Below are 25,210 nucleotides of genomic sequence, written 5' to 3'. Positions count from 1 at the left end.
CCTCACGCGAAGTCAATGACGCCTATCTGAACCTCGTTTCCACGATGAATATTTCCATGCCTGCCCTGTTGAGCCAGCTCCTGTTGGGGCTGGTCAACGGGTCGTTCTACGCGATCCTGAGCCTGGGGCTGGCGGTGATCTTCGGTCTGCTCAACGTCATCAACTTTGCGCACGGCGCGCTGTTCATGATGGGGGCGGTGCTGTCGTGGATGGCGATGACCTACTTCAACATCGACTACTGGGTCATGCTGGTGGTGGCGCCCTTGATCGTCGGCCTGTTCGGCGTGCTGATCGAACGTCTGCTGCTGCGCTGGATCTACAAGCTCGACCACCTCTACGGCCTGCTGCTCACGCTCGGCCTCACGCTGCTGATCGAGGGCGGCTTCCGCTCGGTGTACGGCGTGTCCGGCCTCGCCTACAGCACGCCCGAGGCGCTGAGCGGAGGCACCAACCTGGGCTTCATGTTCCTGCCCAATTACCGCGCCTGGGTGGTCGTGGCGTCGCTGGTCGTGTGCTTTGCCACCTGGTATGCCATCGAGAAGACAAGGCTCGGCGCCTACCTGCGCGCAGGCACCGAGAACCCGCGGCTGGTGGAAGCCTTCGGCGTCAACGTGCCGCTGATGGTGACGCTGACCTACGGCTTCGGCGTGGCGCTGGCGGCCTTTGCCGGCGTGCTGGCCGCGCCGGTGATCCAGATTTCGCCGCTGATGGGGCAGAACCTCATCATCATCGTGTTCGCGGTGGTGGTCATCGGCGGCATGGGCTCGATCATGGGCGCCATCCTCACGGGCCTCGGGCTCGGCGTGATCGAAGGGCTGACCAAGGTGTTCTATCCCGAGGCTTCGGCCACCGTGGTCTTCGTGATCATGGTCGTGGTGCTGCTGATCCGCCCCGCGGGCCTGTTCGGCAGCGAGAAATAAATCCATGAAGAAAATATCGCTCGTCGTCTACGGGGTGCTGCTGCTGGCGCTCGTCGTCGCGCCCTTCATCGGCTTCTATCCGGTGTTCGTGATGAAGGTGCTGTGCTTCGCGCTCTTCGCCTGCGCCTTCAACCTGCTGCTGGGCTACACCGGCATGCTGTCATTCGGCCACGCCGCTTTTCTGGGCGGCGCCGCCTACCTCACGGGCCAGGCGCTCAAGGTCTGGCACCTGACGCCCGAGATCGGCCTGATCGCAGGCACGCTGGCCGGCGCGCTGCTGGGGCTGGTTTTCGGCTGGCTGGCCATCCGCCGCCAGGGCATCTACTTTTCGATGATCACGCTGGCACTGGCACAGATGATGTATTTCGTCGTGCTGCAGGCGCCCTTCACGGGCGGCGAAGACGGGTTGCAGAGCGTGCCGCGCGGCAAGCTGTTCGGCGTCGTCGATCTGCGCGACGACCTGACGATGTACTACGTGGCGCTGGTGATCGTGGTGGCGGCCTTCCTGCTGATCGCGCGTACCGTGCACTCGCCTTTCGGGCAGGTGCTCAAGGGCATCAAGGAGAACGAGCCGCGCGCCATTTCGCTGGGCTACGACGTCAACCGCTTCAAGCTGCTCGCTTTCGTGATCTCGGCCGCGCTGTCGGGCCTGGCCGGCTCGCTCAAGACGCTGGTGCTCGGCTTCGCGTCGCTGAGCGACGTGCACTGGACCGCATCGGGCCACGTGATCCTGATGACGCTGGTGGGCGGCCTCGGCACGCTCTCGGGTCCGCTGGTGGGCTCGGCGGTCGTCGTGCTGCTCGAGAACAAGGTGGGCGACTTCGGCACCTTCATGGCACGCGTGACCGGCGTCGACTGGTTCAACACGCTCGGCGAATCGGTGACCATGGTCACGGGCCTGATCTTCGTGATCTGCGTGCTCGCATTCCGCAAGGGGATCATGGGCGAGGTCATCGCCTTCATCGACCGCCGAAAAAGCAAGGTCTGATGCAACAAAAAAAAGGCGGACAGTGTCCGCCTTTTTTGCATCTGGGACAGGCCCGTTCAGGGCAGCACGGTGATGCGGTTGGTCGCCGGCGGCGCCAACGGGCTGTTCGCCTTGATGTAGGCCTCCAGCGCATCCACGTCCTGGTCGCCGCCGAGCGTGTCGGTGCCCTGGTTGAACACCGTGAAGTTGTCGCCGCCGGTGGCCAGAAAGCTGTTCATCGTCACGCGGTAGCTCGTGCCGTCGGTCATCGCGGTGCCGTTGAGCGCCATGCTGCTGATGCGCGAGCCGGCGGGCGCCGAGAGGCTGTAGCTGTAGCTCAGGCTGCGCGAAGGCAGCAGCACCCTGGGCGAAGCGACCGTGTTGGTGCCGCTGTTGAACTGTTGCTCCAGCACGGCCTTGATCTGCGCGCCGGTCATCGTCTTCACCACCAGGCTGTTGCCGAAGGGCTGCACGCTGAAGATCTGGCCATAGGTCACGCTGCCGTCGCCGGCCGGCACGAGGTCGGCGCGCACGCCGCCCGGATTCATGAACGCGATCTGCGCGCCGCCCTTGTTGCTGGCGCTGGTGGCATCGAGCTGCGCATCCGCGATCAGGTTGCCGAGCACGCTCTCGCGCGAAGCGGTCTGCGTGCGCGTTGCCGTGGCCGAGAGCGTGCCCACCACCCGCTGCACCAGCGGGGCGGCGATCGAAAGGTACTGGCTGATGAGCGCGGCCACCTGCTGGTTCTTGCCGAACGCAGGGTATTGGTCGGTCAGCGCAATCGTGTTGGCGCCGCTGGTGTAGGCCTCGCCCTGGACGATCACGTTGTCGGCCGACTTGGCCGTGACCTTGCGGGTGCGCGTGTCGATCGTCAGGTTGATGTCGGTCAGCAAGGTGCCGTACTGGCCGGCGCTCGTCAGCAGGAAGGGCTTGGCCGGGTTCGTCTTTGCGTAGTCGCAGATGTACGAGCGGTGCGTGTGGCCCGAGATCACCACGTCGACCGAAGCGTCGAGCTTGTCGAGGATCGGCAGGATGTCGCCGCTCAGTCCGGCGCAGCTCTTGTCGTTGTAGCCCACCGTGGTCGTGCCGCCTTCATGGACCACCACGACGATGGCGTCGGCACCCTGGGCCTTCAGCTGCGGAATCAATGCGTTGGCCGTGTCGGCTTCGTCCTTGAAGCTCAGGCCCGCGACACCGGACGGCGTCACGATGCTGGGCGTGCCCTTGAGGGTCATGCCGATGAAAGCCACCTTCACCGTGGCCCCATCCTTCGTGAAGGTCTTCATGCCCGTGGCGGGAAACAGCGTGGTGCCGTCGGTCTTCACGGTGTTGGCCGCGAGGAAGCCGAAGTTGGCGCCCGGGAACGCCTTGTTCACCCGGCAGGGCTCCAGCGGCGTGTTCTTGGCGCAGCCGCCGTTCTTCATGCGCAGGAGTTCGGTCTGGCCCTTGTCGAACTCGTGATTGCCGACCGCGTTGAAGTCGATCTTCATCTCGTTCACGGCCTCGATGGTCGGCTCGTCGAGAAACAGCGCCGACACCAGCGGCGAGGCACCGATCATGTCGCCGGCGGACACCACGGCATTGTTCTCGTTTTTGGCCTTGAGCGACGCAATGGCCGAAGCGAGGTAGGCCGCGCCGCCGGCGGGCACCGCGACCGTGCCGCCGCTCTTGGCCGGTGCGGTGATGGACAGCCTGGGCGGCTCGAGGTTGCCGTGCAGGTCGTTGAAGGCAATGAGCTTCACCTCCATGCTGCCGGGCGTGGCGGGCGGCGGCGGGGCTGGCGGCGCGGGAGCCGGTGCGGGCGACGGGAAGAACGGAATGAAGCCGTTCGAATTACCGCTTCCGCCGCAGGCGGACAGCGCGGCCAGGGCAATCCCCGCCAGCGCGAGACGTGGTTTCAACGATGCGTGCATGAGCCTCTCCTCTTTGTGGAATGCAGCGCATGCTGAAGATGGCAGATGACGTCGCCGTGACCGCCGCCTTTTTTTCGTTCGAGTTCTCAGGGCAGGGGAACCAGGCGAATGGCCACGTCGGGGCCGAAGGCGCGTTGCAGCAGCTCGCCGGCCTGCGCACTGCGCGCGTCGTCGGGCGACTGCACGGCGAGCCATCCACTGGCGGCTCGCCGCTGCAGATGCCAGCCCTCTTGCCCCACCCGGATGAGGCTGGCAAGTGCCGCGGCGTCCGCCACGGGCAGCGCCTCGGGCGCGATGTCCAGCCAGTCCACCACCTGGTCGGCCTCGCCGCCGAGCCGTGCGGTTGCGCCTTCGACCAGTGCGTGCTGCGTGGCCGCATCTCTCACCGCGCCCTGCAGGATGATGCCGTTGCCATGCCAGCGGATTTCGAGCACGGCGCCGTTTGCCGGCGAGGCAGGCCGCGCGGCTGCGAATGCCCATGCGATGCCTGCTGCAGCGGCCAGCACAAGCATCAGCAGCGCGATGATCCGGGGTCTGTTCTTCTTCATTCGAGCCTTGGCGCACGGCCGTCGTGCAATGTCGAAAGCCGAGTTCAGGGGCTCGGCATGACAGCGTGATGACGGGAGGAGGCTGCGCGGGCTTTCAGAGCCGCAGCGGTGCGGCGTAGCCGGTCATCTCCAGGTAGCCGCGGCCGACACGGCGCCCCTGTGCATCGAGCAGATCGCTCACGCCTTCCCAGTACACCCCGCCGGCGGAGCCACGGCTGTCGAGCTCCTGGTCGTCGAGCAGGGCGCGCACCTCGAAGCTGCCCGATGGGGTCTGCACGCGCCACTGCGTCGGGTACTTCGCCTGCGTGCGCGGACTCGTCCACGCGCCCGCACCGTCGAAGCGCACCTCGTCGCTGCCGAAGATGCGCAGCGCACCGTCGCGTGTGCGAAAAGAGCCGCCCGCCCACAATGCACCGCCGTCGCTGCGCCGCAAACGGAAGGCGGTGAGAGCACTGCCGTCATCCAGGTTCATGCCGATCCAGTCCCAGCCCACGGCGTCGGGATGCATCAGCGCCTCGCTCCATTCGTGGTCGAGCCAGGCGGTGCCGTCGACGTCGAAGGCCTGGCCTTTCCTGAGCGTCAGCCTGCCCCGGGTCTTGAGCTGGGGTTCGCTGTAGTAGTAGCTCGCCTGCGCCTCTTCCGGGCCCTTGCGCGAGAGTCCGGCCTTGCCCTGCAGCAGCACCGGCTGCGTGGGCGCGAAGCGCAGGTCGATCGAAAACTCGCCGGCCGGGATGTGCGCCCAATAGCTGCCGTCCGCCCCGCGTACCAGCGACCAGTCGCGCAGGCGCACGTCGGTATCGGTTTCGCTGGCCGACGCAATGCCGAAGCCCGCGCGTGCGATGCGCTGGTCGTGCAGCAGCACGCGGCCTTCGAGGTCGGTGACGGCCGCGTGCGCGAACACGAGATGCTTGGCCGCGAAGGCCGAGCGCAGGCCTTGCGCCGCATCGACGCGCGAGCGGAAGAACGTCACCTGGAAGCCGAACTCGCGTCCCGCCGGCGTCTTCGCGTGGCCCGTGATGTACCACCACTCGGTTTGCAGTTCGGGGTGGCTGCCGAAGTCGCGCGGGAACTGCAGCGCGCGCGCAGGCAATGCCCAGCTTGCGGGCGCTGCGGCGGCCAGCGCCGCGAGCAGCAGGCTGCGCCGGGAGAGACTGAGGAAGGCAGGCGGCGGCATCACTCCGCAACCAGCGCGTCGATGCGCTGCTGCGACGGTCCGATGTCGCCGAATGCGTTTTGCACCCAGGCCGCATCGTGATAACTCGGCAGGTAGCGTTCGCCCGCGTCGCACAGCAGCGAAAGAATGGAACCCTGCCGGCCAGCCGCGCGCATCTCGCGCGCAATGGCCAGCATACCGATGAAGTTGGTGCCGGTCGAAGGGCCGACCTTGCGCCCCAGCAGCGCCGAGAGCGCATGCATCGCCGCCACCGAATCGAGATTGGGTACTTCGATCATGCGATCGACCAGCGTGCGGATGAAGCTCGGCTCCACGCGCGGCCGTCCGATGCCTTCGATGCGCGAGCCCGCCGCCGTCAGCGTCGGGTCGCCCGTGCGGTGGTAGGCCGAGAACACCGAGCCCTCGGGGTCGGCCACGCACACCTGCGTGTCGTGGCAGCGAAAGCGCACATAGCGCCCGATGGTGGCACTGGTGCCGCCGGTGCCCGCGCCCACCACGATCCAGGCCGGCACCGGATGCCGCTCGCGCGCCATCTGCTGGAACATGCTTTCTGCGATGTTGTTGTTGCCACGCCAGTCGGTCGCGCGCTCGGCATACGTGAACTGGTCCATGTAGTGGCCGCCGGTCTGCTCGGCGAGCGCACGCGCCTCTTCGTAGACCTGCGCCGCGTGGTCGACGAAGTGGCAGCGCGCGCCATAGAAGGCGATTTGCGCCACTTTCTCGGGCGAGGTGCTGCGCGGCATCACGGCGATGAAGGGCAGGCCCAACAGGCGCGCGAAATAGGCTTCGCTGACCGCTGTCGAGCCGCTCGAGGCTTCGACGATGGTGGTGCCTTCGCGCACCCATCCGTTGCACAGCGCATAGAGAAAGAGAGATCGCGCGAGGCGGTGCTTGAGGCTGCCTGTGGGGTGGGTCGATTCGTCCTTGAGGTACAGGTCGATGCCCTGGGCGGCGAGCGTTGGCAGCGGCAGCGGGATGAGGTGCGTGTCGGCGCTGCGGTGGTAGTCGGCTTCGATGCGGCGGATGGCTGTGCCTTGCCAGCTGGTAGGGGTTTGCTGCATATCGCTGGCAGTCTACAAGGGTCTTGTTTGTTTCCCGAGGCCGGGGCGAGACCCGGCCTCGGGAAGACAAAAAACTACCAATCCTCCTTCACAGCAAGAACGACATCCTTCCCGGCAGCCGCACGCCCAGCCATCCACGCAGTCACCGTCCCCGCGGCCACAACTGCAGCGCAAAGCACCAGCAGCCTCTCCCAAGGCACCAGCAAATCCATCGTCCAGTGAAAGCTCTGCGGATTGACGACCTTCACCAGCACCACCGACACCGCGAGGCCGAGCAAGAGCCCGGCCACGGCACCGATTGCGGTCCATGCCGCGCCTTCGCCCGCCACCACCGCCAGCACCTGCCGCCGCGTAAAGCCCAGATGCGCGAGCAGCCCGAACTCCTTGCGCCTGGCCAGCACCTGCGCGCTGAAGCTCGCCGCGATGCCGAACAAGCCGATGGCAATGGCCACGGCCTGCAGCCAATAGGTGACTGCAAAGCTGCGGTCGAAGATGCGCAGCGAAGTCGCGCGAATCTGCCCGACGGCGGAGATCTCGATGTTCGATCCGGATTCGCCGCTCACGCCGACGCGACGCGCCGCAAGCTCGCGAACCGCGGCCCGGACCGCGCCTTCGGATGCGCCCGGCGCGAGCCACAGCGACACATCGCTCACGTTGCGCTCGCCGGTCAGGCGTTCGAAATCGCGCGCGTCCATGGTGATGGCGCCGAACTGCCGCGCATAGTCGCGCCACACGCCCGCCACGAAGAAGGCGGCTGGCGTGGCGCCTGTGGTGCTGCTGCTGCCCAATGCCGAGGACAGCGGCGCGAACAGTGTGCCCGGCTTGGCGCCATACAGCTCGACCATCGGTTCGCTCACGTAGATGCCGATCTGTCCCGCGGGCACCGGCAGCGCAGGGCCCACCAGCGGCAGGGCCTGCGCCGCGCCGCCGTCGAGGCTGCGCGAAATCAGCGTGACCGCGGGCTGTGCGGGGTCGAGCTGCAGCGACCGGGTGCGCAGCGTGCCGGTGCGTTCCACGCCGGGCAGTTGCGCCAGCGCCTGCACGAAGGCCGGCGGAAAGGTGGCCGTGTCGCTGCTGCTCTGGGTGCCCGAATTGCCGGAGCGGCCGCTCGACGTGGCGCGAAGATAAAGGTCGGCCGGCAGCACCACGTCGAGCCAGCGCGTCACCGAATCGCGGAAGCTCGCGACCATGACCGTGAGCGCCACCGCGAGGCTCAGGCTCGCGACCACGCCGCTGACCGCCACGGCGGCGGTGCCGCGCATGCGCCGCGCGCGCTCGATGGCGAGCATCGGCAACACGCGCTGCGCAAACACGGGTGCCACGCGGTCGTAGAGCAGCGCGATCAGCCAGGGCAGTGCGGTGATGCCGCCCACCAGCAGGCAGCCCACCGAGAGATAGGCCGCCACCGGGATGCCGCCGACGGCCGGCATGTTGGCCAGTGCCGCGCTCGCGGCAATGAGGCCGAGCGCCAGCCAGTGGCTCTGGCTTGGGACCGGTGCGGCACCCAGGCCCTTGAGCGTCTGCGCCTCGGGCAGCGCCTGTGCCGCGCGCGCGGGCCACCAGCCGCCCACCAGGGCCGCGAGCACGCCGAGCCCGCCGTACAGCAAGGCCGAGCCGGTGCTCCAGTGCAGTACGGGCGCCACGCCCTCGAAGTAGCCGCCGCCCAGGTCGCCGCCGAGCACGCGCAGCGCGAAGGCCGCGAGTGCCGTGCCCAGGGCCAGGCCGGCGCCACTTCCGATCAGGCCCAGCACCAGCGATTCGACCAGCACCAGGCGCAGCCGCTCGCGCGGCGTCAGGCCCAGCACGCCGAGCAGCGCGAACTGCTGCGCGCGCTTGGCCACGCTGAGCGCCAGCACCGAGAACACCAGGAAAGCCCCGGTGAAAAGCGCCACCAGCGCCAGCACCGTCAGGTTGACGCGGTAGGCGCGCGAGAGATTGCTCACGCGCTCGGCCGCGTCGCCCGGCTCGGCAAACTGCAAGCCGGCGGGCCAGCCCGGCGACCGCTGCAGCGATGCGATGAACGCCGCCTGGTCGGTGCCCGGTGCCAGCCTCAGGTCGACACGGCTGAGCTGGCCGAGCTTGTCGAACAGGTCTTGCGCGGCCGCGATGTCCATCACCGCCAGGGCCGTTCCGCTGGCGGCGACATGGCCTGCAACTTCGAGTTGCTGCCAGGCGCTGCCGCTGCGCAGCCGAATCGTCTCCGCACGGCCTTCCACCGCTTCGGCCGGCAGGCCGAGCACGTTGCGCGCCGCGGCGTTGAGAAACACATGGCCCGGCGCCAGCATCGCGAAACGGTTGGCGTTCTTGCGGGGCTGCGGCATCAGCGCCGGTGCAATGGTGGGCAGCGCCAGCGCATCGATGCCGATCACGCGCATCGGCACCTGGCGTTCGCCGGCCAGCGCCAGGGCCTGGAACTCGAGCACGGGGCTCGCCAGCGTCACCTGTGGATGCTGCGCCAGTCGCGCGAACACGGCTTCGTCGAAGCTGCCCTGCACGGCGCGCACCTCGAGGTCCGGCTGGCCGTTGACCGAACGCACCGCGCTCGAGAATTCGTCGAGGGCCGAGGCATTGATGAGCTGCACCGAGAACGCGAGCGCCACGCCCAGCATCACGGCCAGGACGGCCGCGGCGTTACGCCAAGGGTGATGGCGCAGTTCCTGCCATGAAAAGGTGGTGAGCAAGGCACGCATGCTGCGATTGTGGCCTTCGCTCGGGAGAAGGCGGAAATGTCAAAGCCGCTCGGACATCCCGTTGAGATAGGCGCGCACGGCCGCGCTGGTGCTGAGGCCAATGGCGCGGTCGAAAGCCTGGCGTGCTGCGGCACGCGCACCGCCGGCCGCCAGCAGGTGCGCGCGCGCTGCCCAGAAGGGCTGATAGCTCGCGACCTCGTCCGCTGGAATGGCGTCGAGCGCCTGCAGGCCGATGTCCGGCCCGCGCGCATTCGCCAAGGCGCAGGCCAGGCTGACCTGCGCGCCGACGCTGGGCCGGAGGGCCAGCAGGCCCTCATACAGCGCCACCAGCGCTTCGGGCGGCACCGGTGCTCCCACGCGCCGCTCGCAGTGCGCCGACTGGATGGCGGCTTCCAGCTGGTACGCGCCGATGCGCTGCATGCCCGAGGCGCGCCGCAGGCATTCCTCGGCTTGTGCGAGCAGTGCGGGATCCCAGCGTGCCATGTCCTGCCGGTCGAGCGGCACATAGGCGCCGGCCTCGCTGCGCCGGGACGCCGCGCGGCTCTCGCAGAACAGCATCAGCGCCAGGAGCCCGAGCGGCTCGGGCTCGTTCGGCATCAGGCTGCAAAGAATGCGGCCGAGGTCGATGGCTTCGGCAGTGAGGTTGCGGGGCAAGGCATCCGCGCCGTCGATGTCGTCCCAGCCGGTGCCGTAGGCGGCATAGATGCCATCCTGCACGTCCTGCAGCCGTTGCGGCAGGTCGCGAGCCTGCGGGTATTCGAAGGGAATGCCCGCGGCGCGGATGCGCGCTTTCGCCCGCACGAGGCGCTGGCCGAGCGTGGAGGGCGAGGTCAGGAAGGCGCCCGCCATGCGGGCCACGTCGAGCCCGAGCACCGTCTGCAGCATCAGCGGCGCACGGGCGGCCGCGTCGATGGCGGGATGCGCGCACACGAAGAGCAGCCGCAAGCGCTCGTCGGGCACGGCCGCGCCGTCGGCGGCGCCCACGTCCACCTCACCGGCCAGCAGTAGCAGGGTTTGCGTGGCTGCATCCTGCACGCGGGTATGGCGCCAGGCGTCGAGCCTGCGATGCCGCGCGACGCTCAGCAGCCAGGCGTCGGGCTGGTCGGGAACGCCGTCGGCGGGCCAGCGCTCGAGCGCGCGCGCAAACGCATCGGCAAGCGCATCCTCGGATGCTGCAATGTCGTGCGTGCGCGCCGACAGGATCGCAAGGAGCCGCCCATACGACTCGCGCGCTGCCCGTTCGGCGGCCCGATGAGCCGCCGGGTCGTTCACGAGGCGGCGGCCGCGGTCGCGGTGAATACGGGGCGCACCTCCACGCCGCCGCTGGTGGCGCACGGCGCCCGCGCGGCCCACTCGAGAGCCGCATCGAGGTCGGCCACGTCGATCACGAAATAGCCGCCGAGCTGCTCCTTGGTATCGGCGAAGGGTCCGTCCTGCACCTGGCGCTTGTCGCCGCGCACGCGCAGCGTGGTGCCGGTCATGGGCGGAAACAGGCCGTGGCCGCCGAGCGAAATGCCTGACGCGCGCACCGCATCGGCATATGCCATCCAGCTGGCCCGATAGGCCTGCGATGAGGCGTCGTCGCGCTGTTCGAACTCGGCTGCGGGCTGATAGAACATCAACATGTACTGCATGGTGTCTCTCCGTCGTGGAAAAGAGGCTGAGCAAGATCGCTCACCACAATGACGGCCCGCAGCCGCTCATTTCGACACGAAGCGCCGTGCCGAGCAGATTATTTTTTACGCGATTGCCGTTTGGTGCAACGGTTGCGCCACCTATGTCTTCAGGCCGCCCTGGCCTTGACGGAGGGCGCGAACATGGCCTCCATTTCGCTGCGCAGCCTGTAGGCGGCGGTCGAGGTGTCGATCGCCACGTCGGCCCAGCAGAGGCTCTGCCCCTTCTTCACCGCCCGCACCAGCTTGAGGTTGTGCGCCAGGCCGAGCGGCAGACCGCCCAGGCGCACAGAGCGCTCGGCCGGCAGCAGCTTGCCCCAGACGGTGTAGCCGCCCTCGCCGTCGAGCATTTCGCCGGGGGCGAGGTCGCGCTTGGCGGTGGCCACCACGTCGGCGTTCCAGCAGGTGGCAACGCCCGTGGGTTCGCCGCGCAAGGCCACGCTGGCCACCGACATGCCGACCTCCAGGCCGATCAGGTGCCAGCGCTTGTAGAGCGTGAAGTAGCGCCCGCTCGGGTCGGTGTGGGCGTTGTATTCCTCGAAGCAGTTCTTGATGTAGTCGGTCTCGGCCTCGACGGTGACCCACACGCCCATGCGGATGTCGTAGGGAATCTTTCGCCCGTTGGCCTCGAGCGATGAAATGACCTCGACCATGCCCTTGCGCTCGAGCACGCCACCCTCGCTTTGCGGCCGCGTGACGAAGGGAATGTCTTCCACGCTCGCGGGCGGGTAGAGCAGGCCGTCCGAAGGCACGCCAAGGCCGGTGGCGTTGGCCACGGCCGAGCTTTCGATGGAGGGCTTGGAGCCGTCGAGAAAGCTGTTGAACATCTTCGGGTTGAGCCCGCCGCGCAGCGCCTGCTCGGGCGTGAGGCCGTAGTTGCCCCACACCGTTTCGGGCGTCGATTCGGTGAAGTGCGGCAGCCACTTGTGGCCGCGTCCGGCCGCCACCACCGGAAAGCCGCAGGTGCGCGCCCAGTCGACCAGGTCGCAGATCAGCGCGGGCTGGTCGCCAAAGGCCAGCGAATAGATCACGCCGGCCTGCTGCGCCTTGCGCGCGAGCAGCGGGCCGCAGAAGGCATCGGCCTCGACCGTCACGTTGACCACGTGCTTGCCGTGCGCAAAGGCGTCCAGGCAGTGGTCGACCGCCGCCACCGGATTGCCGGTGCACTCGACCACGATGTCGATGGCGGGCTCGCGCGTCACGGCCTGCCAGTCGTCGGTGATCCAGGTGGTGCCGGCGTCGAGGGCCTCTTGCACCGAGCCTGCCGCGGCGCGGCCCGGCTTCCAACCCACGCGCTCGAGATTGGTGCGCGCCGCATCGGGCGAGAGATCGGCAATGGCCACCAGCTGCACGCCCGGCGTGCGCGGAATCTGTGCGAGGTACATCGAGCCGAACTTGCCTGCGCCGATCAGGCCGATGCGGATGGGACGGCCTTCGGCGGCGCGCTGCTGCAGGCGGGTGTAGAGGCTCATGGCGTCAGGCCTCCGCGGTATCGAGGATTTCAAGCGAGGTCTGCAGCGCGCTCTCGGGCAGGCCGTTCTTCCACGGCACTTCGACGGGGTAGGGCTTCAGCAGGCAATCGTCGGGCAGCATCTCGATGGGAGTGAAATTTCTGTGTGCGATGTACTCGGGCCGCTTGTGGCGGCGGATGTGGTTGCTGACGGCGCACAGGCTCAGGTACACCGCCACGCGGTTGAACGGCGAGAGGTTGCTGCCCGAGGCATGCACGAGGCAGCTGTGGAACAGGATCATCGAACCGGCGGGCCCCTTGGGCGAGACGATGCCACCGTTCTTGCCGCCCGCGCGCTCCACGAGCTGCGCGATCAGCTCGTTGTCCACCGTCCAGAGCGGATAGCTGGTGGTCGTGAGGTCATGCTTCGCATCGACCACCCCCTTGCGGTGGCTGCCCGGAATGAACATCAGCGGGCCGTTGTGCTCGTTCACGTCATCCAGAAAAATCGCGACGTTCATTGCGCGCTCGGTGGGCATCAGGTCGTCGTTGAGCCAGGTGCCGTAGTCCTGGTGCCACTGCCACACGTCGCCTTCGAAAGCCATCTTGCCGTTGATCTTGAACTGGTGCATGTAGACCTCTTCGCCGAAGAGAGCCATCACCGGCTCGACCATGCGCGGATGGCGTGCAAGGCGGGCAAAGGGCTCGCTGATCAGGTGCGCGGCAAAGTTGGTTCGCACCGCGTCGGAGCCCTTCTCGCGCACGTTGAAGGCTTCGCGCCGGCTGTAGAGCTCGGGCACGGCATCGGTCAGTGTCTTTGTCTCTTCGGGCGAAAAATGGCCGGGGAAGAACAGGTAGCCATCGCGCTCGAACCGCGCGCGTTGCTCGGGGGTCAACTTCATGCCTTGTCTCCTTGGTGGGTGGATGCGGTGCGCGCAAGCTGGTGCGCGAGCCGCCGGCTCAATGCCTCGCTGGCCTGTGCGACGTGTTCCTCGCTCAGGCGCGCCGCGCGTTCGGCGTTGCCTGCGGCAATGGCCGTAGCGATGGCCTCGTGCTCGTTCCACAGCGATTCGCGCTGCGGCTCGGCCTGCAGCACCGCGCCCATGGCGCGGCGCAGGTGGCGCCAGTGCTGGCCGGCGCTCTGGCCGATCAGCGGATTGCCCGAGGCTTCGTAGATGGCCTGGTGAAAGGCCATGTCGGCATCGATCATGGCTTCGACGTTGCGCCCGCGCGCCGCGCGGCGGCCGCGCTCCAGCAGCTTGGGGTCGATGCGAAAGCGTTGCCCGGCCGCGAGCCTTGCGGCCAGCACGTCGAGCGCGCCGCGCACCTGGTAGACCTTGCGCATCCACTCGGCATCGAGCGGCGCCACCAGCACGCCGCGGCCCGGTGCGTCGAGCACGAAGCCGTCTTTCTTGAGCAGCCGCAGCGCCTGCAGCACCGGCTGGCGCGACACCGAGAGGCGCTGCGCGATGTCTTCCTGCGTGATGCGCTCGCCGGGCGCCAGCGAGCCGCTGCTGATGGCGCCCAGCAGGGCGCGGTAGACCTGGTCGACGAGGTCGGGCGCGGTTTCGATGCTGACGAGCTGGGCTGGCATGGCGGCCTTCTTTCTGAACTCTGTATACAGAATACGAAAGGCCGGGCTGCCGCGTATCCCGGGTTTTTACCCATCGGCGCTGCAACAAATCGCAAGCCGCCGCTAAGCTCGGCCCATGCAACTACCTACCTACGACGACGTCATTGCCGCGGCTGCGCGGCTCCAAGGCCATGCCCACCGCACGCCCGTGCTGCGCTCGCAGACGGCCGACGAGCGCTGGGGCGCCAGTTTCTTCTTCAAGTGCGAGAACTTGCAGCGCATGGGTGCATTCAAGTTTCGCGGTGCGTTCAATGCGCTGTCGAAGTTCAGCGCTGCGCAGCGCAAGGGCGGCGTGATCGCGTTCTCCTCGGGCAACCACGCACAGGCCATTGCGCTGTCGGCCCGGCTGCTGTCGATTCCGGCCGTCATCGTCATGCCCAAGGACGCGCCCGCCGCCAAGGTCGCAGCCACCAAGGGCTATGGCGCTGAAGTGGTGACGTACGACCGCTTCACCGAAGACCGTGAGGCGCTGACGAAGCGGCTTGCGCAAGAGCGCGGCATGACGATGATCCCGCCCTACGACCATCCCGACGTGCTCGCGGGCCAGGGCACCGCGGTGAAGGAGCTGATCGAGGAGACCGGCCCGCTCGACCAATTGTTCGTGTGCCTGGGCGGCGGCGGGCTGCTGTCGGGTTCGGCGCTGTCGGCGCGCGCGCTGGCGCCAAGTTGCAAGGTCTACGGCGTGGAGCCCGAAGCGGGCAACGACGGCCAGCAGTCGCTGCGCGCCGGGAAGATCGTGCACATCGACACGCCCAAGACCATTGCCGACGGCGCGCAGACGCAGCACCTGGGCGAGTACACCTTCGGCATCATCCGGCGCGACGTGGACGACATCTTCACCGTGACGGACGCGCAGCTCGTCGAGGCGATGCGCTTCTTTGCCGAGCGCATGAAGATCGTGGTGGAGCCGACGGGTTGCCTCGCTTTCGCGGGGGCCATCGCGGCAGGCAAGGCCATTGCGGGCCAGCGCGTCGGCATCGTGGTGAGCGGCGGCAACGTCGACCTCGCGCGCTACGCCGCGCTGCTCGCGTAGCTTTAGGCGCGAATTCCTTCGGCCGTGAGATGCAGCAGGCGGTCCGCACGGGCCGCCGCGCTCTCAGAGTGCGTCACCAGCACCAGCGAGGCGCCGTGCTCGCGCGTCTGGCCGATCAGCAGCTCCATCACCTTGGCGGCGGTGGCGGGGTCGAGGTTGCCGGTGGGCTCGTCGGCCAGCAGCAGGGCGGGGCGGTGCACCAGCGCACGTGCAATCGCCACGCGCTGCAGCTGGCCGCCCGAAAGCGTTTGCGGCAGGCGTGCGCCCATGCCGGGCAGGCCCACCGCTTCGAGCATGTGCGCGACACGGCCGTCGTCCTTCTGCCGGCCCAGCAGCATGAGCGGCAGCGACACGTTCTGCGCCACGTCGAGGTGCGGCAGCACGTGAAAGGCCTGGAACACGAAGCCCACGTGGCGCCGCCGCCAGAGCGCGCAGGCTTCGCCGTCGAGCGCGCCGATGTCGGTGCCTTCGTGCGTGACGGTGCCCGCGTCCCAGCTGTCGAGCCCGGCCATGCAGTTGAGCAGCGTCGACTTGCCTACACCCGATTCGCCGACGATGGCGACGAATTCGCCGGGCTCGACGGTGAGCGTCACGTTCTCGAAGACCGGGACATCGCCATAGTGCTTGGCGAGCTTGGAAATGCGCAGCGTCATTCGGCGGTTGCAATGCGTTGAACGGCGGTCTGCACGGCGTCGGGCGCATCGCAGGCGATGACGGTGCGAGCCGGCATGCTGCGCAGCCACGTGATCTGCCGCTTGGCAAGCTGTCGCGTGGCCGCGATGCCGCGTTCGCGCAGCTCGTTCATGGCCTTGGCGTCGGGCGATGCGCCGCCGCACGCGTCGAGCATTTCCCACGCCTGGCGGTAGCCCACGCAGCGCATGGAGGGGAGCTCTGTCGAGAGGTCGCCGCGTGCGCGCAGCGCCCTGACCTCGTCGAGAAAGCCGGCGGCCAGCATGGCGTCGAAGCGATCGGCAATGCGCGCATGCAGCCAGGCGCGGTCGGTGGGTTCGAGCGAAAAGAGCAGGCCCCCGGCCAGGCCTTTCGCAGCCTTGTTTTCCCCGGCATGAAAGCTCGACAAGGGCTGCCCGCTGCTCTCCCAGACTTCAAGCGCGCGCTGGATGCGCTGACTGTCTTGCGGCGCAAGGCGTGCGGCCGTCACGGGATCGACCTTGGCGAGCCGCGCATGCATGGCGGGCCAGCCCAGCGCGGCCGCTTCGGTGTCGATGCGGGCCCGCACCGCGGCGTCCGCGGCGGGCATGGCGTCGATGCCATCGAACAGGGCCTTGAAATAAAGCATGGTGCCGCCCACCAGCAGCGGCAAGGCGCCGCGGGCGCGGATCTCGTCGATCAGCCGTGTCGCATCGGCCACGAAAGCCGCGGCGCTGTAGCTTTCGGCGGGGTCGAGGATGTCGATCAGGTGGTGCGGCACGGCCGCCTGTTCGGCCAGGCTCGGCTTGGCGGTGCCGATGTCCATGCCGCGATAGACGAGCGCGGAATCGACGCTGACGATCTCGACCGGCCGCACGCGCGCCATCGCCAGCGCAACCGCGGTCTTGCCGGAGGCGGTCGGCCCCGCGAGCGCTATGTATTTCAGGTTTTCAGGATGGCCGGTGGCGGCAAGGGAGGGCGGCATAAGCGCCCGAGGGTAACAACAAAAGCGAAGCCGGGCCTTGCGTCAGATGGCCTGCGCGCTGGCGGCGGCCTTGGCGCGCGCTTCTTGCGGCGGAGGGGCCGAATCCGCGCGCTGGGGCGGCGGCAATACGGGCACCGGTTGCGCGCTGCGCGTCGCGGGCATGGGCATGCCTTCCGTCTGCCGCACAGCCATGGTGGCCTCGGGCTTCATGCGGAACAGCTGCGAGAGCGCCGAGCGGTACTGGGCCTCTCCGACCGAATTGGTGTTGTGGTGCGACCCGCCCTCGACCAGCACGAAAAGCTTGGGAACCGTGGCCGCGTTGTAGAGCTTGCGGCCCAGCGTGGGGTTGATGAGGCTGTCGGCGGTGCCATGCACCACCAGCAGCGGCGCGCCGATGTCCTTGACCCGGTTGATCGCCTCGAAGCGCTGCGTGATGAGCGGACCGAACGGCAGCCAGCCCCACTTGAAGCTGCTCACCACGTCGGCAATGGAGGTGAAGGTGCTTTCGACGATGGTGCCGCTTTCGTCGTTGACGTGCGCGGCCAGGTCGATGCCGATGGCGCCGCCCAGCGAATGGCCGAAGATGTAACGGTGCTGCCGGGGATGGCGGGCGGCGAGCCAGGTCCAGGCGGCGCGGGCGTCTTCGCGTGCCGATTCTTCGGAGGGCAGGCCCTTGGAGCTCTTGCCGAACCCGCGGTAGTCGATGGCCAGCACCGAAAAGCCCAGTTCGTGCATGCGCTGGATGCGCGGCGCCGACCCGGCGACGTTGTAGCGGGCGCCGTGCAGGTAGAGCATCACGGGCCGGTCGGTGGTTTCGGGCTCGCCGCCGAGCCAGAGGCCGTGAAGGCGTGCGGATTCGCCGGTGATGGACGACTGGAAGTCGATCCAGACGTCCTGCATGCCCTCGGTCATGGTGGCGGTATTGCCCCAGCTGCGGTCGCTGGGTTGAAAGATCCACTCGCGCTGCTGCTCATCGAACGTGGAGCAACCGGCCGCCAGAAGGGCGCACAGCGAAAGAACGGAGGCAAGCAGGGACCAGCGTTTCATGGGCTAGAGGGACAGCGAAGCCGGCAGAAAGTTCATGCACTTTCGTCTGAAACGCGCCGACACTGCGCCTCAGCACCCCTCCCCGCAGTGCTCAGGCGGCACTTTGTTCTACACATGCAACGCCCGTGCCCGCTTCACGGATGACCGCCAAAAACCCCGGAAAAACCCTCAAAAGCCCCCGATTGGTTATCTGCCGCGCATAAAAAGCGCGTCCAGCTCGCGAATCGACAGCTGCCGCCAGGTGGGGCGCCCATGGTTGCACTGGTCCGAACGCTCGGTAGCTTCCATTTGACGTAATAAAGCGTTCATTTCGTCGATGGTGAGCTTGCGGTTGGCCCGCACGGCGCCATGGCAGGCCATGGTCGACAGCAATTCGTTCTGTGCCCGCTGCACGACGCTGCTTGCGTCGTGCTGGGCCAGTTCGGCCAGCACGCTGCGCGCGAGCTCCACCGGATCGCCGTCGGCCAGGGTCCCCGGGACCGCACGCACCGCAAGGGTGCGCGGCGAAAAGGGGGTGATTTCCAGCCCCAGCGTCGGCAGCACCGCGGCGCAGGCCTCGGCGGTGGCCACTTCCTGGGGCGTGGCCGCGAACGTGGCCGGAATCAGCAGCGGCTGGCTGGTGATGGCGGCGCCGTCCAGCTGCGTCTTGAGCCGCTCGTAGACGATGCGCTCGTGGGCGGCGTGCATGTCGACCACGATCAGGCCCTGGCTGTTCTCGGCCAGGATGTAGATGCCTTGCAGTTGCGCCAGCGCGCGGCCGAGCGGCCAGGCTTCCTCGTGGGTGGCAAGGGCTTCGGGTGCCGACGATGCACCCGGCAACGCGGCCGGCGCGCGGAACGCCATCGGCGATGCGCCGGCAATGGGCCAGCCCGAGGCAGCGGGCTCGGGTGAGTGGGTCGACTCGTCCGCCCGACGCGGCCACATGGCCTCGAAATCGCCGGCACCGCGCTCCCTGGCCGTGAAGTTGATGGCGGGCTGCGCCCAGGTGGCGCCCGAAGCCGGCAGGTTCGGCTTGAAAAAGGGTTGCTGCACGCCGGCAGGCGCCACCGCATCGCCCGCGCGCGGCGCGGCAAGGGCGTTCTCGATGGCGTGGCGCACCGCCTGATGCACCTCGCGCCCGTCGCGAAAGCGCACCTCGATCTTGGTCGGGTGCACGTTCACGTCGACCCGCGACGGATCGATTTCGAGGTAGAGCGCATACACCGGCTGGCGTTGGCCATGCAGGACGTCTTCATAGGCGCTGCGCACCGCATGCGAAAGCACCTTGTCGCGCACGAAACGGCCATTGACGTAGAAGAACTGCTGGTCTCCGCGCGACCGCGCCGCGTCGGGAATGCCCGCGCGCCCGACCACGCGCACCGGGCCGCCGATGTGATCGACCGCCACGCTTTGCGCCACGAAGTCGTCGCTGAGCGCATCGGCCAGCCGCTGCTCGCGCTGGTCGGCGGCGCGCCACTGCTCCACCAGTTTGCCGTCGTGCCACACCGAGAAGCCGACTTCTGGCCGCGCCAGCGCATGGCGCCGCACGGCCTCGATGCAGTGGGCCAGCTCGGTGGCGTCGGTCTTCAGGAACTTGCGCCGCGCCGGCGTGGCGAAGAACAGCTCGCGCACCTCGACCGTGGTGCCCACGGCGCGGGCCACCGGGCGCAGCTCGCCGGTGCGGCCGTCGAGCGCAAAAGCGCCGTCGGCGCCCGCAAAGCGCGAAAGAATGCTGAGCTCGGCAATGGCATTGATGGCGGCGAGCGCCTCGCCGCGAAAACCCATGGTGCCCACGGTTTCCAGGTCGTTCAGGTTGGCGATCTTGCTGGTGGCGTGGCGGCGCAGTGCCACCGTGAGTTCTTCGCGCGGAATGCCCTGGCCGTCGTCCTCGACCGAGATCAGCCGAACGCCGCCCGAGGCCAGCCGTACCGTGACCTGACGTGCGCCTGCATCGAGTGCGTTGTCGAGCAGCTCGCGCACCACCGATGCCGGCCGTTCGACCACTTCGCCGGCGGCGATCTGGCTGATCAGCTCGTCGGGAAGTTCGCGGATCGGACGTCGATCGAGAGAGGGAATGGAGGAGGGAAGGGCGCTCACGCGAGCATTCTAGAAGCCTCCCCCGGATGTATCGAGCTGTCATCCAGGGTCTCTGAATCCATCACGGCGAAGCCATGCGGCACTCAGCACGGATAATCCGCCACCATGGAAATCATCAGCTTTCTCATCGACTTCATCCTGCATGTCGACAAACACCTCGAGGCCTTCGTCATTGCCTATGGACCGTGGGTCTATGCACTGCTCTTCCTGATCGTGTTCGTGGAGACCGGCGCAGTGGTGATGCCGTTCCTGCCCGGTGACTCGCTGCTCTTCATCGTGGGTGCGCTGTGCGGCGTGGGGCTCATGAGCTTTCCGCTGGCCTGCGCGGTTCTCATTGCCGCTGCCATCCTGGGCGACCAGTGCAACTACAGCATCGGCCGCTACTTCGGGCCCAAGGTCTTCAAGTGGGAGAACTCGCGCTTCTTCAACCGCAAGGCCTTCGACCAGGCGCATGCGTTCTACGAGCGCTACGGCGGCGTCACGATCATTCTTGCGCGCTTCATGCCCTTCATTCGCACCTTTGCGCCCTTCGTGGCCGGCGTGGCCGAAATGAGCCGCGCAAAGTTCACGATGTTCAACGTGGTCGGCGGGCTGATCTGGGTGCTTGGCATCGCAACGGCGGGCTATTTCTTCGGCAACCTGCCCTTCGTGCGCGAGCACCTGGACAAGATCATCTGGGCGTTGATCATCGTGCCTGGCCTGATCGCCATCTTCGGTGCCTGGCGTGCGTCGCGCGCGGAAAAAGCGCGCGCGCAGTTGCCGTCCAAGGCCTGATCGACGCTCAAAAAAAAGCGCGCCGTTGGAGGCGCGCTTCACAGCTGAGGGTTGGGAATGGTCAATAGGTTGGACCGTTGCGCGGGTAGTACGTGCTCGGCGGATAGACGCGCTGGCGCTCGTAGTAGTTGCGCTCGTCCACACTGCGGCCCACCTGGTTGCCGATCACGCCGCCAATGGCTGCACCGCCCAGCGTACTGGCCGTGTTGCCGCCGATGGCGTGGCCGACTGCCGCGCCGCCAAGTGCGCCGACCCCGGTGCCCAGGTTCTGGTTGGGACCGGAGGCGCAACCCGCCACTGCCATGACCGTGGTAGCCGCCGCAGCAGCCATCCAGATTCGTGCCTTCATCATGTCGTCCACCTTTCTAGAGTGATGGAATCATGATGGGCAAAAGCGGCCTGTCAGCGTTGTAGGAGCCTGCCGCGCCTGGGTGTGCGGTGCCACGGGCCGCCCGGCGTGGGACAGCAGGGCGGCGCAAGGCAGTCAAAGCTGACGGCTGCGCGCCAGCGGCGGGTTCTGCGCAAAGTAGCGCTGGATGCCGCGCATCAGCGCGTCGGAGAGGCTTTCCTGGTAGCTGACGCTGCGCAGGTTCGCCTCTTCTTCGGGGTTGCTGATGAACGCCGTTTCGACCAGCACGCTCGGAATATCGGGCGCCTTGAGCACGGCGAAACCGGCCTGCTCGACCTGCGGCTTGTGCAGCCGCGCGCCCATGCCGCGGATCTCGCCGAGCATGGCGCCGCCGAGCTTGAGGCTGTCGTTGATCTGCGCCGTGGTGCTCATGTCGAGCAGCGCGCGCTGCACCTGCGCTTCGTGGTTGCCGACGTTCACGCCGCCCACCTTGTCGGCTTCGTTTTCCTTGTTGGCGAGCCAGCGCGCGGCGCTGCTCGAGGCGCCGCTCTGGCTCAGCGCGAACACGCTCGCGCCGCGCGCGGCGGGCGTGGTGAAGGCATCGGCGTGGATGCTCACGAACAGGTCGGCCTGCACGCGCCGTGCTTTTTGCACGCGCACGCCCAGCGGCACGAAAAAGTCCGCATCACGCGTAAGAAACGCACGCATCGGATTGCCGTTGACGCTGCTGGCGTTGATGCGGTCGCGCAGGCGGTGCGCAATTTGCAGCACGATGTCTTTTTCGCGCGTGCCATTGGGGCCGATGGCACCCGGGTCTTCACCGCCATGGCCGGGATCGAGGGCCACGATGATGATGCGGTCGGTGCGGCTCGCGGTGGCGCCGTTGCGCGCGGCGGCGACGGGCGGCGCAGCAGGGGCAACAGGCGCGATGGGCGCAGCGGGCGGTGGTGGCGCGGCAGGGCCGGGCCGCGTCGACTGCTGCGCCATCAGTTCGCCGAGCGGATCGGGTGCGGGCGCGGCCGCCGCGGCTGGTGGCCGGGCGGGAGGCGCGGTGGCGCCAGGCACAGGGCGCGGCGCGGGCACGTTGGGCGAAGGCCGCACGAGGATCGGCGGCCCTCCATCGGGCGCGAGACCCGAAGAGGGCGCGGCGGGCGGCGGCACCGAGGGCGCGCTGGCCACGGCGGCGTCGTTGCCGCCGCTGCCGCTGCCGCGCGGCGCCTCGCGCAGGCGTTCGGTGATCAGCGCTTCCATCGGATCGATGGCTTTTTCGGGATAGAGGTCGAGCACCAGCCGGTGCTTGTACGCGGCGATCGGCGCCAGCGAGAACACCTGCGGCACCACGGCCTGCTTCAGGTCGAAGACGATGCGCACCACCTTCGGCGCGTTCTGCCCGACGCGCAGGCCATTGATGTATGGATCGCCGGGCTTGATCTTGCCGACCAGCTCGCGCAGTTCGGGGTTCAGGTCGATGCCTTCGATGTCCACCGCCAGCCGCGGCGGACTGCCCACCACGAGCTGCTGCGAATGGAGCCGGGCATCGGACTCGATGGTCACGCGCGTGTAGTCGGCCGCGGGCCAGACGCGCACGGCAAGAATGGTGGCGCCGCGCGCAATCTGGTGCACGCCGAGCATCAGCGCAATGCTGCCGCCCTGCAGCAGCACCCGCCGCTTGAGGCCGCTCGCCTTCATACGCCGATGCGCGCCAGCAGATCGCTGCCGCGGGGGGTGTTGGCCAGGAGGGTCACGCTGCGTGTGTCGTCTGTCATTGCTTCTATTTTAATAGCGAGGTCGGCAATTGGCGTACGGCCCGTGGCGTTATCAGGCCATTCAGCGAGCTTGAGCCCCGGTCCGGCAAAAATGTCGCGGAAACCGGCGTCGTCCCACTCGCGTGGATCGTTGAAGCGATAGAAATCGAAATGGAAGATGGCGAGCCCGTCGGGTGCCTCGTGCGGCTCGACCACCGCATAGGTCGGGCTCTTGATGCGGCCGTGGATGCCGAGCGCGCGCAGCAGGTGGCGCACGAAGGTGGTCTTGCCGGCGCCGAGGTCGCCATGCAGCGCAATGAAGGCATCGCGCAAGGCGGGCGAGGCCGCAAGCGCGCGTGCGAAGGCGGCGGTGTCGTCCTCGCTGCGCCAGTGCAGTCTGCGGCTGGCGTTCTTCGGAATTTCTACAATCGGCAAGTGATCGTCAGCCATCCACTCGTTGCTCGTATTCAGGCATTGGCCCGGGAACTCGGATTCTCCCAAATCGGAATCGCGGGCGTCGATCTATCGAGCGCCGAGGAAGGTCTGATGCAATGGCTGGCCCATGGGTTCCATGGCGAGATGAAATACATGGCAACACACGGCACGCGCCGCGCGCGGCCGGCCGAGCTGGTACCTGGCACCGTGAGCGTCATCACGGCGCGCATGGACTATCTGCCGCGCGATACGCCGCTGGACGATTGGCAGGCCGTGGAGTTCGACCGCCTCACGCGCCCCGGTGAAGCCATCGTCTCGGTCTATGCACGCGGTCGCGACTATCACAAGGTGCTGCGCGCGCGGCTCGCAAAATTGGCCGAGCGCATTGCCGAGGAGGTGGGGCCCTTCGGCCATCGCGCCTTTACCGATTCGGCCCCGGTGCTCGAAGCCGAGCTCGCCTCGCGCAGCGGCCAGGGCTGGCGCGGCAAGCACACGCTGGTGCTGGACCGCAGCGCGGGTTCGATGTTCTTTCTCGGCGAGATCTACGTCGACATGGCGCTGCCCGAAAGCGAGCCGGTCACCGCGCATTGCGGCAGTTGCAGCGCCTGCATCGACGTGTGCCCGACGAAGGCCATCATTGCGCCGTATCGGCTCGATGCGCGGCGCTGCATCTCGTACCTCACCATCGAGCACGGCGGACCCATTCCGCTGGAGCTTCGGCCGTTGATGGGCAACCGCATCTACGGGTGCGACGACTGCCAGCTGATCTGCCCCTGGAACAAGTTTGCAAAGAAAAGCGCGCTGCCCGACTTCGACGCACGCGAAGGGCTGACCGGCCAGGCGCTGGCCTCGCTCTTCGCCTGGAGCGAGGAAGATTTCTTGCGCTTCACCGAGGGCAGCCCCATCCGGCGCATCGGTCACGAGCGCTGGCTGCGCAACATCGCCGTCGCGCTGGGCAACGCGCTGCGCGCCGGCGAGGGCGGCGCCGCCGAGGCCTTGGCCACGCGGGCGGCCCATCCCAGCGAGCTGGTGCGCGAGCACGTGGCATGGGCACTGGCGCAGCGGCCCGCGCCGGCTAGCGCGGCAACGCCAGCGCAAACGGCAGGCTCGCCATCCCCAGCAACGTAGACAGGGTCACCAGACCCGCCACGTACGGCCCGTTGTAGCCCATGCGCGCTGCCAGCACATAGGCGCTCGAGGCCGTGGGCACGGCCGAAAACGCCATCAGCACCGAAGCCTGCGTGGCGTCCAGGCGCAGCGCAAGGGAGAGGCCCCAGGCGACCAGCGGCAAGACCAGGTGCCGGATGGCCAGCACCGAAACCGCCAGCACCTTGCCGCGCCCCAAGGTTGCGAACTGCATGCCCGCCCCTGCCGCCAGCAGGCCGAGCGCGAGCGATGCGGCGCCGATGCGCGTCAGCGTTGGCGTGGCCCAGTTCGGAACGGTGAAGCCCAGCACGTTCGCGAGCAGCCCCGCCAGCGTGGCGACGATCAGCGGGTTGCGCACGAGCTGCCGCGCAAAGCCGGTCTTGGCGTGCCGCGCCATCGGCCAGACGGCCGCGATGTTGAACATGGGCACGCACACGCCGATCAGCACTGCGATCAGTAACAGGCCTTGCGGGCCGGCCAGCCGTTCGGCAAGCGCAAGGCAGATGAAGGAGTTGAAGCGAAACGCGATCTGCGCGCTTGCGGCATGGTCGCGGCGGTCGATGTGCGTGCGCAGGCCTGGAATGAAGGGCAGCGCATAGGCCAGCGCGATACCGCTGATGCCGATGCCCACGCCCGCGGTGAGCAGGCTCGAGGTGGCGCCAAAATCGAGCGGGCTGCGCACGATCGAATGGAACAGCAATACCGGAAAAAGAAAGTAGTACACCAGGCTTTCGACCTGGTCCCACACGCGGCGGTCGAGCGCGGTGTAGCGGCAAAGCAGCCAGCCGATGGCGATGAGCGAAAAATCCGGGAAGAGCAGCTGGGCGAAGTTCACCGCTTCGAGCATAAACCGTGGCGAACCATGGGTATTCCACAGCACGGGCGCAGTGCGAAGCCGCTAGCATCCGGGGCTTTGCTTTTTCGATACAGTCAATCAAGGAGT

23 protein-coding genes are annotated in these 25,210 nt (G+C 67.8%); 5 read left to right on the top strand and 18 right to left on the bottom strand.

Features of this window, described 5'->3' with window-relative positions:
• Window positions 1–44 precede the first annotated feature (44 nt).
• The gene (locus ACJ7Z0_RS07380) at window positions 45–920 is read left to right on the top strand and encodes a branched-chain amino acid ABC transporter permease (protein WP_093017473.1); all 876 of its coding nucleotides are present in this window, start codon (window positions 45–47) and stop codon (window positions 918–920) included.
• A gap of 4 nt (window positions 921–924) precedes the next feature.
• Window positions 925–1,908 carry a branched-chain amino acid ABC transporter permease gene (locus ACJ7Z0_RS07375; RefSeq protein WP_431129916.1) on the top strand — a complete coding sequence of 328 codons (984 nt, stop codon included), beginning with the start codon at window positions 925–927 and terminating at the stop codon, window positions 1,906–1,908.
• A 56-nt stretch (window positions 1,909–1,964) separates the two neighbouring features.
• Here ACJ7Z0_RS07375 and ACJ7Z0_RS07370 read toward each other — a convergent pair whose 3' ends face one another.
• The 10 genes from ACJ7Z0_RS07370 to ACJ7Z0_RS07325 form a co-directional block, all read right to left on the bottom strand.
• Complete coding sequence (locus ACJ7Z0_RS07370; protein WP_434789308.1) at window positions 1,965–3,800, bottom strand: bifunctional metallophosphatase/5'-nucleotidase; 1,836 nt, start codon at window positions 3,798–3,800, stop codon at window positions 1,965–1,967.
• Between the two features lie 86 nt (window positions 3,801–3,886).
• Complete coding sequence (locus ACJ7Z0_RS07365; protein ID WP_434789307.1) at window positions 3,887–4,348, bottom strand: hypothetical protein; 462 nt, start codon at window positions 4,346–4,348, stop codon at window positions 3,887–3,889.
• A gap of 94 nt (window positions 4,349–4,442) precedes the next feature.
• Window positions 4,443–5,522, bottom strand: a complete 1,080-nt coding sequence (locus tag ACJ7Z0_RS07360) for a lipocalin-like domain-containing protein (RefSeq protein WP_434789306.1) — start codon at window positions 5,520–5,522, stop codon at window positions 4,443–4,445.
• Window positions 5,522–6,583, bottom strand: coding sequence for a PLP-dependent cysteine synthase family protein (locus ACJ7Z0_RS07355; RefSeq protein WP_434789305.1), 1,062 nt, complete (start codon window positions 6,581–6,583; stop codon window positions 5,522–5,524). Before ACJ7Z0_RS07355 ends, ACJ7Z0_RS07360 begins: the two co-directional genes overlap by 1 nt.
• A gap of 74 nt (window positions 6,584–6,657) precedes the next feature.
• Window positions 6,658–9,273 (bottom strand): FtsX-like permease family protein, encoded by a 2,616-nt coding sequence (locus ACJ7Z0_RS07350; RefSeq protein WP_434789304.1) that lies wholly within the window; start codon window positions 9,271–9,273, stop codon window positions 6,658–6,660.
• Between the two features lie 39 nt (window positions 9,274–9,312).
• The gene (locus ACJ7Z0_RS07345; protein WP_434789303.1) at window positions 9,313–10,545 is read right to left on the bottom strand and encodes an RNA polymerase sigma factor; all 1,233 of its coding nucleotides are present in this window, start codon (window positions 10,543–10,545) and stop codon (window positions 9,313–9,315) included.
• Window positions 10,542–10,907, bottom strand: a complete 366-nt coding sequence (locus ACJ7Z0_RS07340; RefSeq protein WP_434789302.1) for a YciI family protein — start codon at window positions 10,905–10,907, stop codon at window positions 10,542–10,544. Before ACJ7Z0_RS07340 ends, ACJ7Z0_RS07345 begins: the two co-directional genes overlap by 4 nt.
• Before the next feature lie 149 nt (window positions 10,908–11,056).
• Window positions 11,057–12,418, bottom strand: a complete 1,362-nt coding sequence (locus ACJ7Z0_RS07335; RefSeq protein ID WP_434789301.1) for an NAD(P)H-dependent oxidoreductase — start codon at window positions 12,416–12,418, stop codon at window positions 11,057–11,059.
• A gap of 4 nt (window positions 12,419–12,422) precedes the next feature.
• Complete coding sequence (locus ACJ7Z0_RS07330) at window positions 12,423–13,298, bottom strand: phytanoyl-CoA dioxygenase family protein (RefSeq protein WP_434789300.1); 876 nt, start codon at window positions 13,296–13,298, stop codon at window positions 12,423–12,425.
• Window positions 13,295–13,990 carry a GntR family transcriptional regulator gene (locus tag ACJ7Z0_RS07325; protein WP_434789299.1) on the bottom strand — a complete coding sequence of 232 codons (696 nt, stop codon included), beginning with the start codon at window positions 13,988–13,990 and terminating at the stop codon, window positions 13,295–13,297. The genes ACJ7Z0_RS07330 and ACJ7Z0_RS07325 overlap by 4 nt, the downstream gene beginning before the upstream one ends.
• Before the next feature lie 115 nt (window positions 13,991–14,105).
• Here ACJ7Z0_RS07325 and ACJ7Z0_RS07320 point away from each other — a divergent pair, with 115 nt between their 5' ends.
• Complete coding sequence (locus tag ACJ7Z0_RS07320) at window positions 14,106–15,062, top strand: threo-3-hydroxy-L-aspartate ammonia-lyase (protein ID WP_434789298.1); 957 nt, start codon at window positions 14,106–14,108, stop codon at window positions 15,060–15,062.
• 2 nt (window positions 15,063–15,064) lie between these two features.
• Here the strand turns inward: ACJ7Z0_RS07320 and ACJ7Z0_RS07315 are convergent, their stop codons facing one another.
• The 4 genes from ACJ7Z0_RS07315 to mutL form a co-directional block, all read right to left on the bottom strand.
• Window positions 15,065–15,715, bottom strand: coding sequence for an ABC transporter ATP-binding protein (locus ACJ7Z0_RS07315; protein ID WP_431129954.1), 651 nt, complete (start codon window positions 15,713–15,715; stop codon window positions 15,065–15,067).
• Complete coding sequence (gene miaA, locus ACJ7Z0_RS07310; protein WP_434789297.1) at window positions 15,712–16,695, bottom strand: tRNA (adenosine(37)-N6)-dimethylallyltransferase MiaA; 984 nt, start codon at window positions 16,693–16,695, stop codon at window positions 15,712–15,714. Before miaA ends, ACJ7Z0_RS07315 begins: the two co-directional genes overlap by 4 nt.
• 42 nt (window positions 16,696–16,737) lie before the next feature.
• Complete coding sequence (locus ACJ7Z0_RS07305) at window positions 16,738–17,742, bottom strand: alpha/beta hydrolase (RefSeq protein WP_434789296.1); 1,005 nt, start codon at window positions 17,740–17,742, stop codon at window positions 16,738–16,740.
• A 186-nt stretch (window positions 17,743–17,928) separates the two neighbouring features.
• A complete protein-coding gene (mutL, locus tag ACJ7Z0_RS07300; RefSeq protein WP_434789295.1) occupies window positions 17,929–19,818 on the bottom strand; it encodes a DNA mismatch repair endonuclease MutL in 1,890 nt (629 codons plus the stop codon).
• Window positions 19,819–19,923: 105 nt separating this feature from the next.
• Between mutL and ACJ7Z0_RS07295 the strand changes: the two genes are divergently transcribed.
• A complete protein-coding gene (locus ACJ7Z0_RS07295; RefSeq protein ID WP_434789294.1) occupies window positions 19,924–20,592 on the top strand; it encodes a DedA family protein in 669 nt (222 codons plus the stop codon).
• Window positions 20,593–20,653: 61 nt separating this feature from the next.
• Here ACJ7Z0_RS07295 and ACJ7Z0_RS07290 read toward each other — a convergent pair whose 3' ends face one another.
• The 3 genes from ACJ7Z0_RS07290 to tsaE form a co-directional block, all read right to left on the bottom strand.
• Window positions 20,654–20,941 carry a YMGG-like glycine zipper-containing protein gene (locus tag ACJ7Z0_RS07290; protein ID WP_434789293.1) on the bottom strand — a complete coding sequence of 96 codons (288 nt, stop codon included), beginning with the start codon at window positions 20,939–20,941 and terminating at the stop codon, window positions 20,654–20,656.
• A gap of 135 nt (window positions 20,942–21,076) precedes the next feature.
• Window positions 21,077–22,630 carry an N-acetylmuramoyl-L-alanine amidase gene (locus ACJ7Z0_RS07285; protein WP_434789292.1) on the bottom strand — a complete coding sequence of 518 codons (1,554 nt, stop codon included), beginning with the start codon at window positions 22,628–22,630 and terminating at the stop codon, window positions 21,077–21,079.
• The gene (gene tsaE / locus ACJ7Z0_RS07280) at window positions 22,627–23,136 is read right to left on the bottom strand and encodes a tRNA (adenosine(37)-N6)-threonylcarbamoyltransferase complex ATPase subunit type 1 TsaE (protein ID WP_434789291.1); all 510 of its coding nucleotides are present in this window, start codon (window positions 23,134–23,136) and stop codon (window positions 22,627–22,629) included. The genes ACJ7Z0_RS07285 and tsaE overlap by 4 nt, the downstream gene beginning before the upstream one ends.
• On the opposite strand from tsaE, the gene queG reads away from it, so the two are divergent.
• Complete coding sequence (queG, locus tag ACJ7Z0_RS07275; protein WP_434789290.1) at window positions 23,122–24,249, top strand: tRNA epoxyqueuosine(34) reductase QueG; 1,128 nt, start codon at window positions 23,122–23,124, stop codon at window positions 24,247–24,249. The genes tsaE and queG overlap by 15 nt on opposite strands.
• Here queG and ACJ7Z0_RS07270 read toward each other — a convergent pair.
• Window positions 24,197–25,114, bottom strand: coding sequence for an AEC family transporter (locus tag ACJ7Z0_RS07270; RefSeq protein WP_431129980.1), 918 nt, complete (start codon window positions 25,112–25,114; stop codon window positions 24,197–24,199). The genes queG and ACJ7Z0_RS07270 overlap by 53 nt on opposite strands.
• Between the last annotated feature and the right edge of the window lie 96 nt (window positions 25,115–25,210).

Origin of the sequence: Variovorax palleresanus (assembly GCF_051144945.1) — a bacterium.
Lineage (GTDB): Bacteria > Pseudomonadota > Gammaproteobacteria > Burkholderiales > Burkholderiaceae_C > Variovorax > Variovorax paradoxus_S.
The sequence above is the reverse complement of the archived record's forward strand: the minus strand, read 5'-3'. Positions and strand labels throughout refer to the sequence as shown.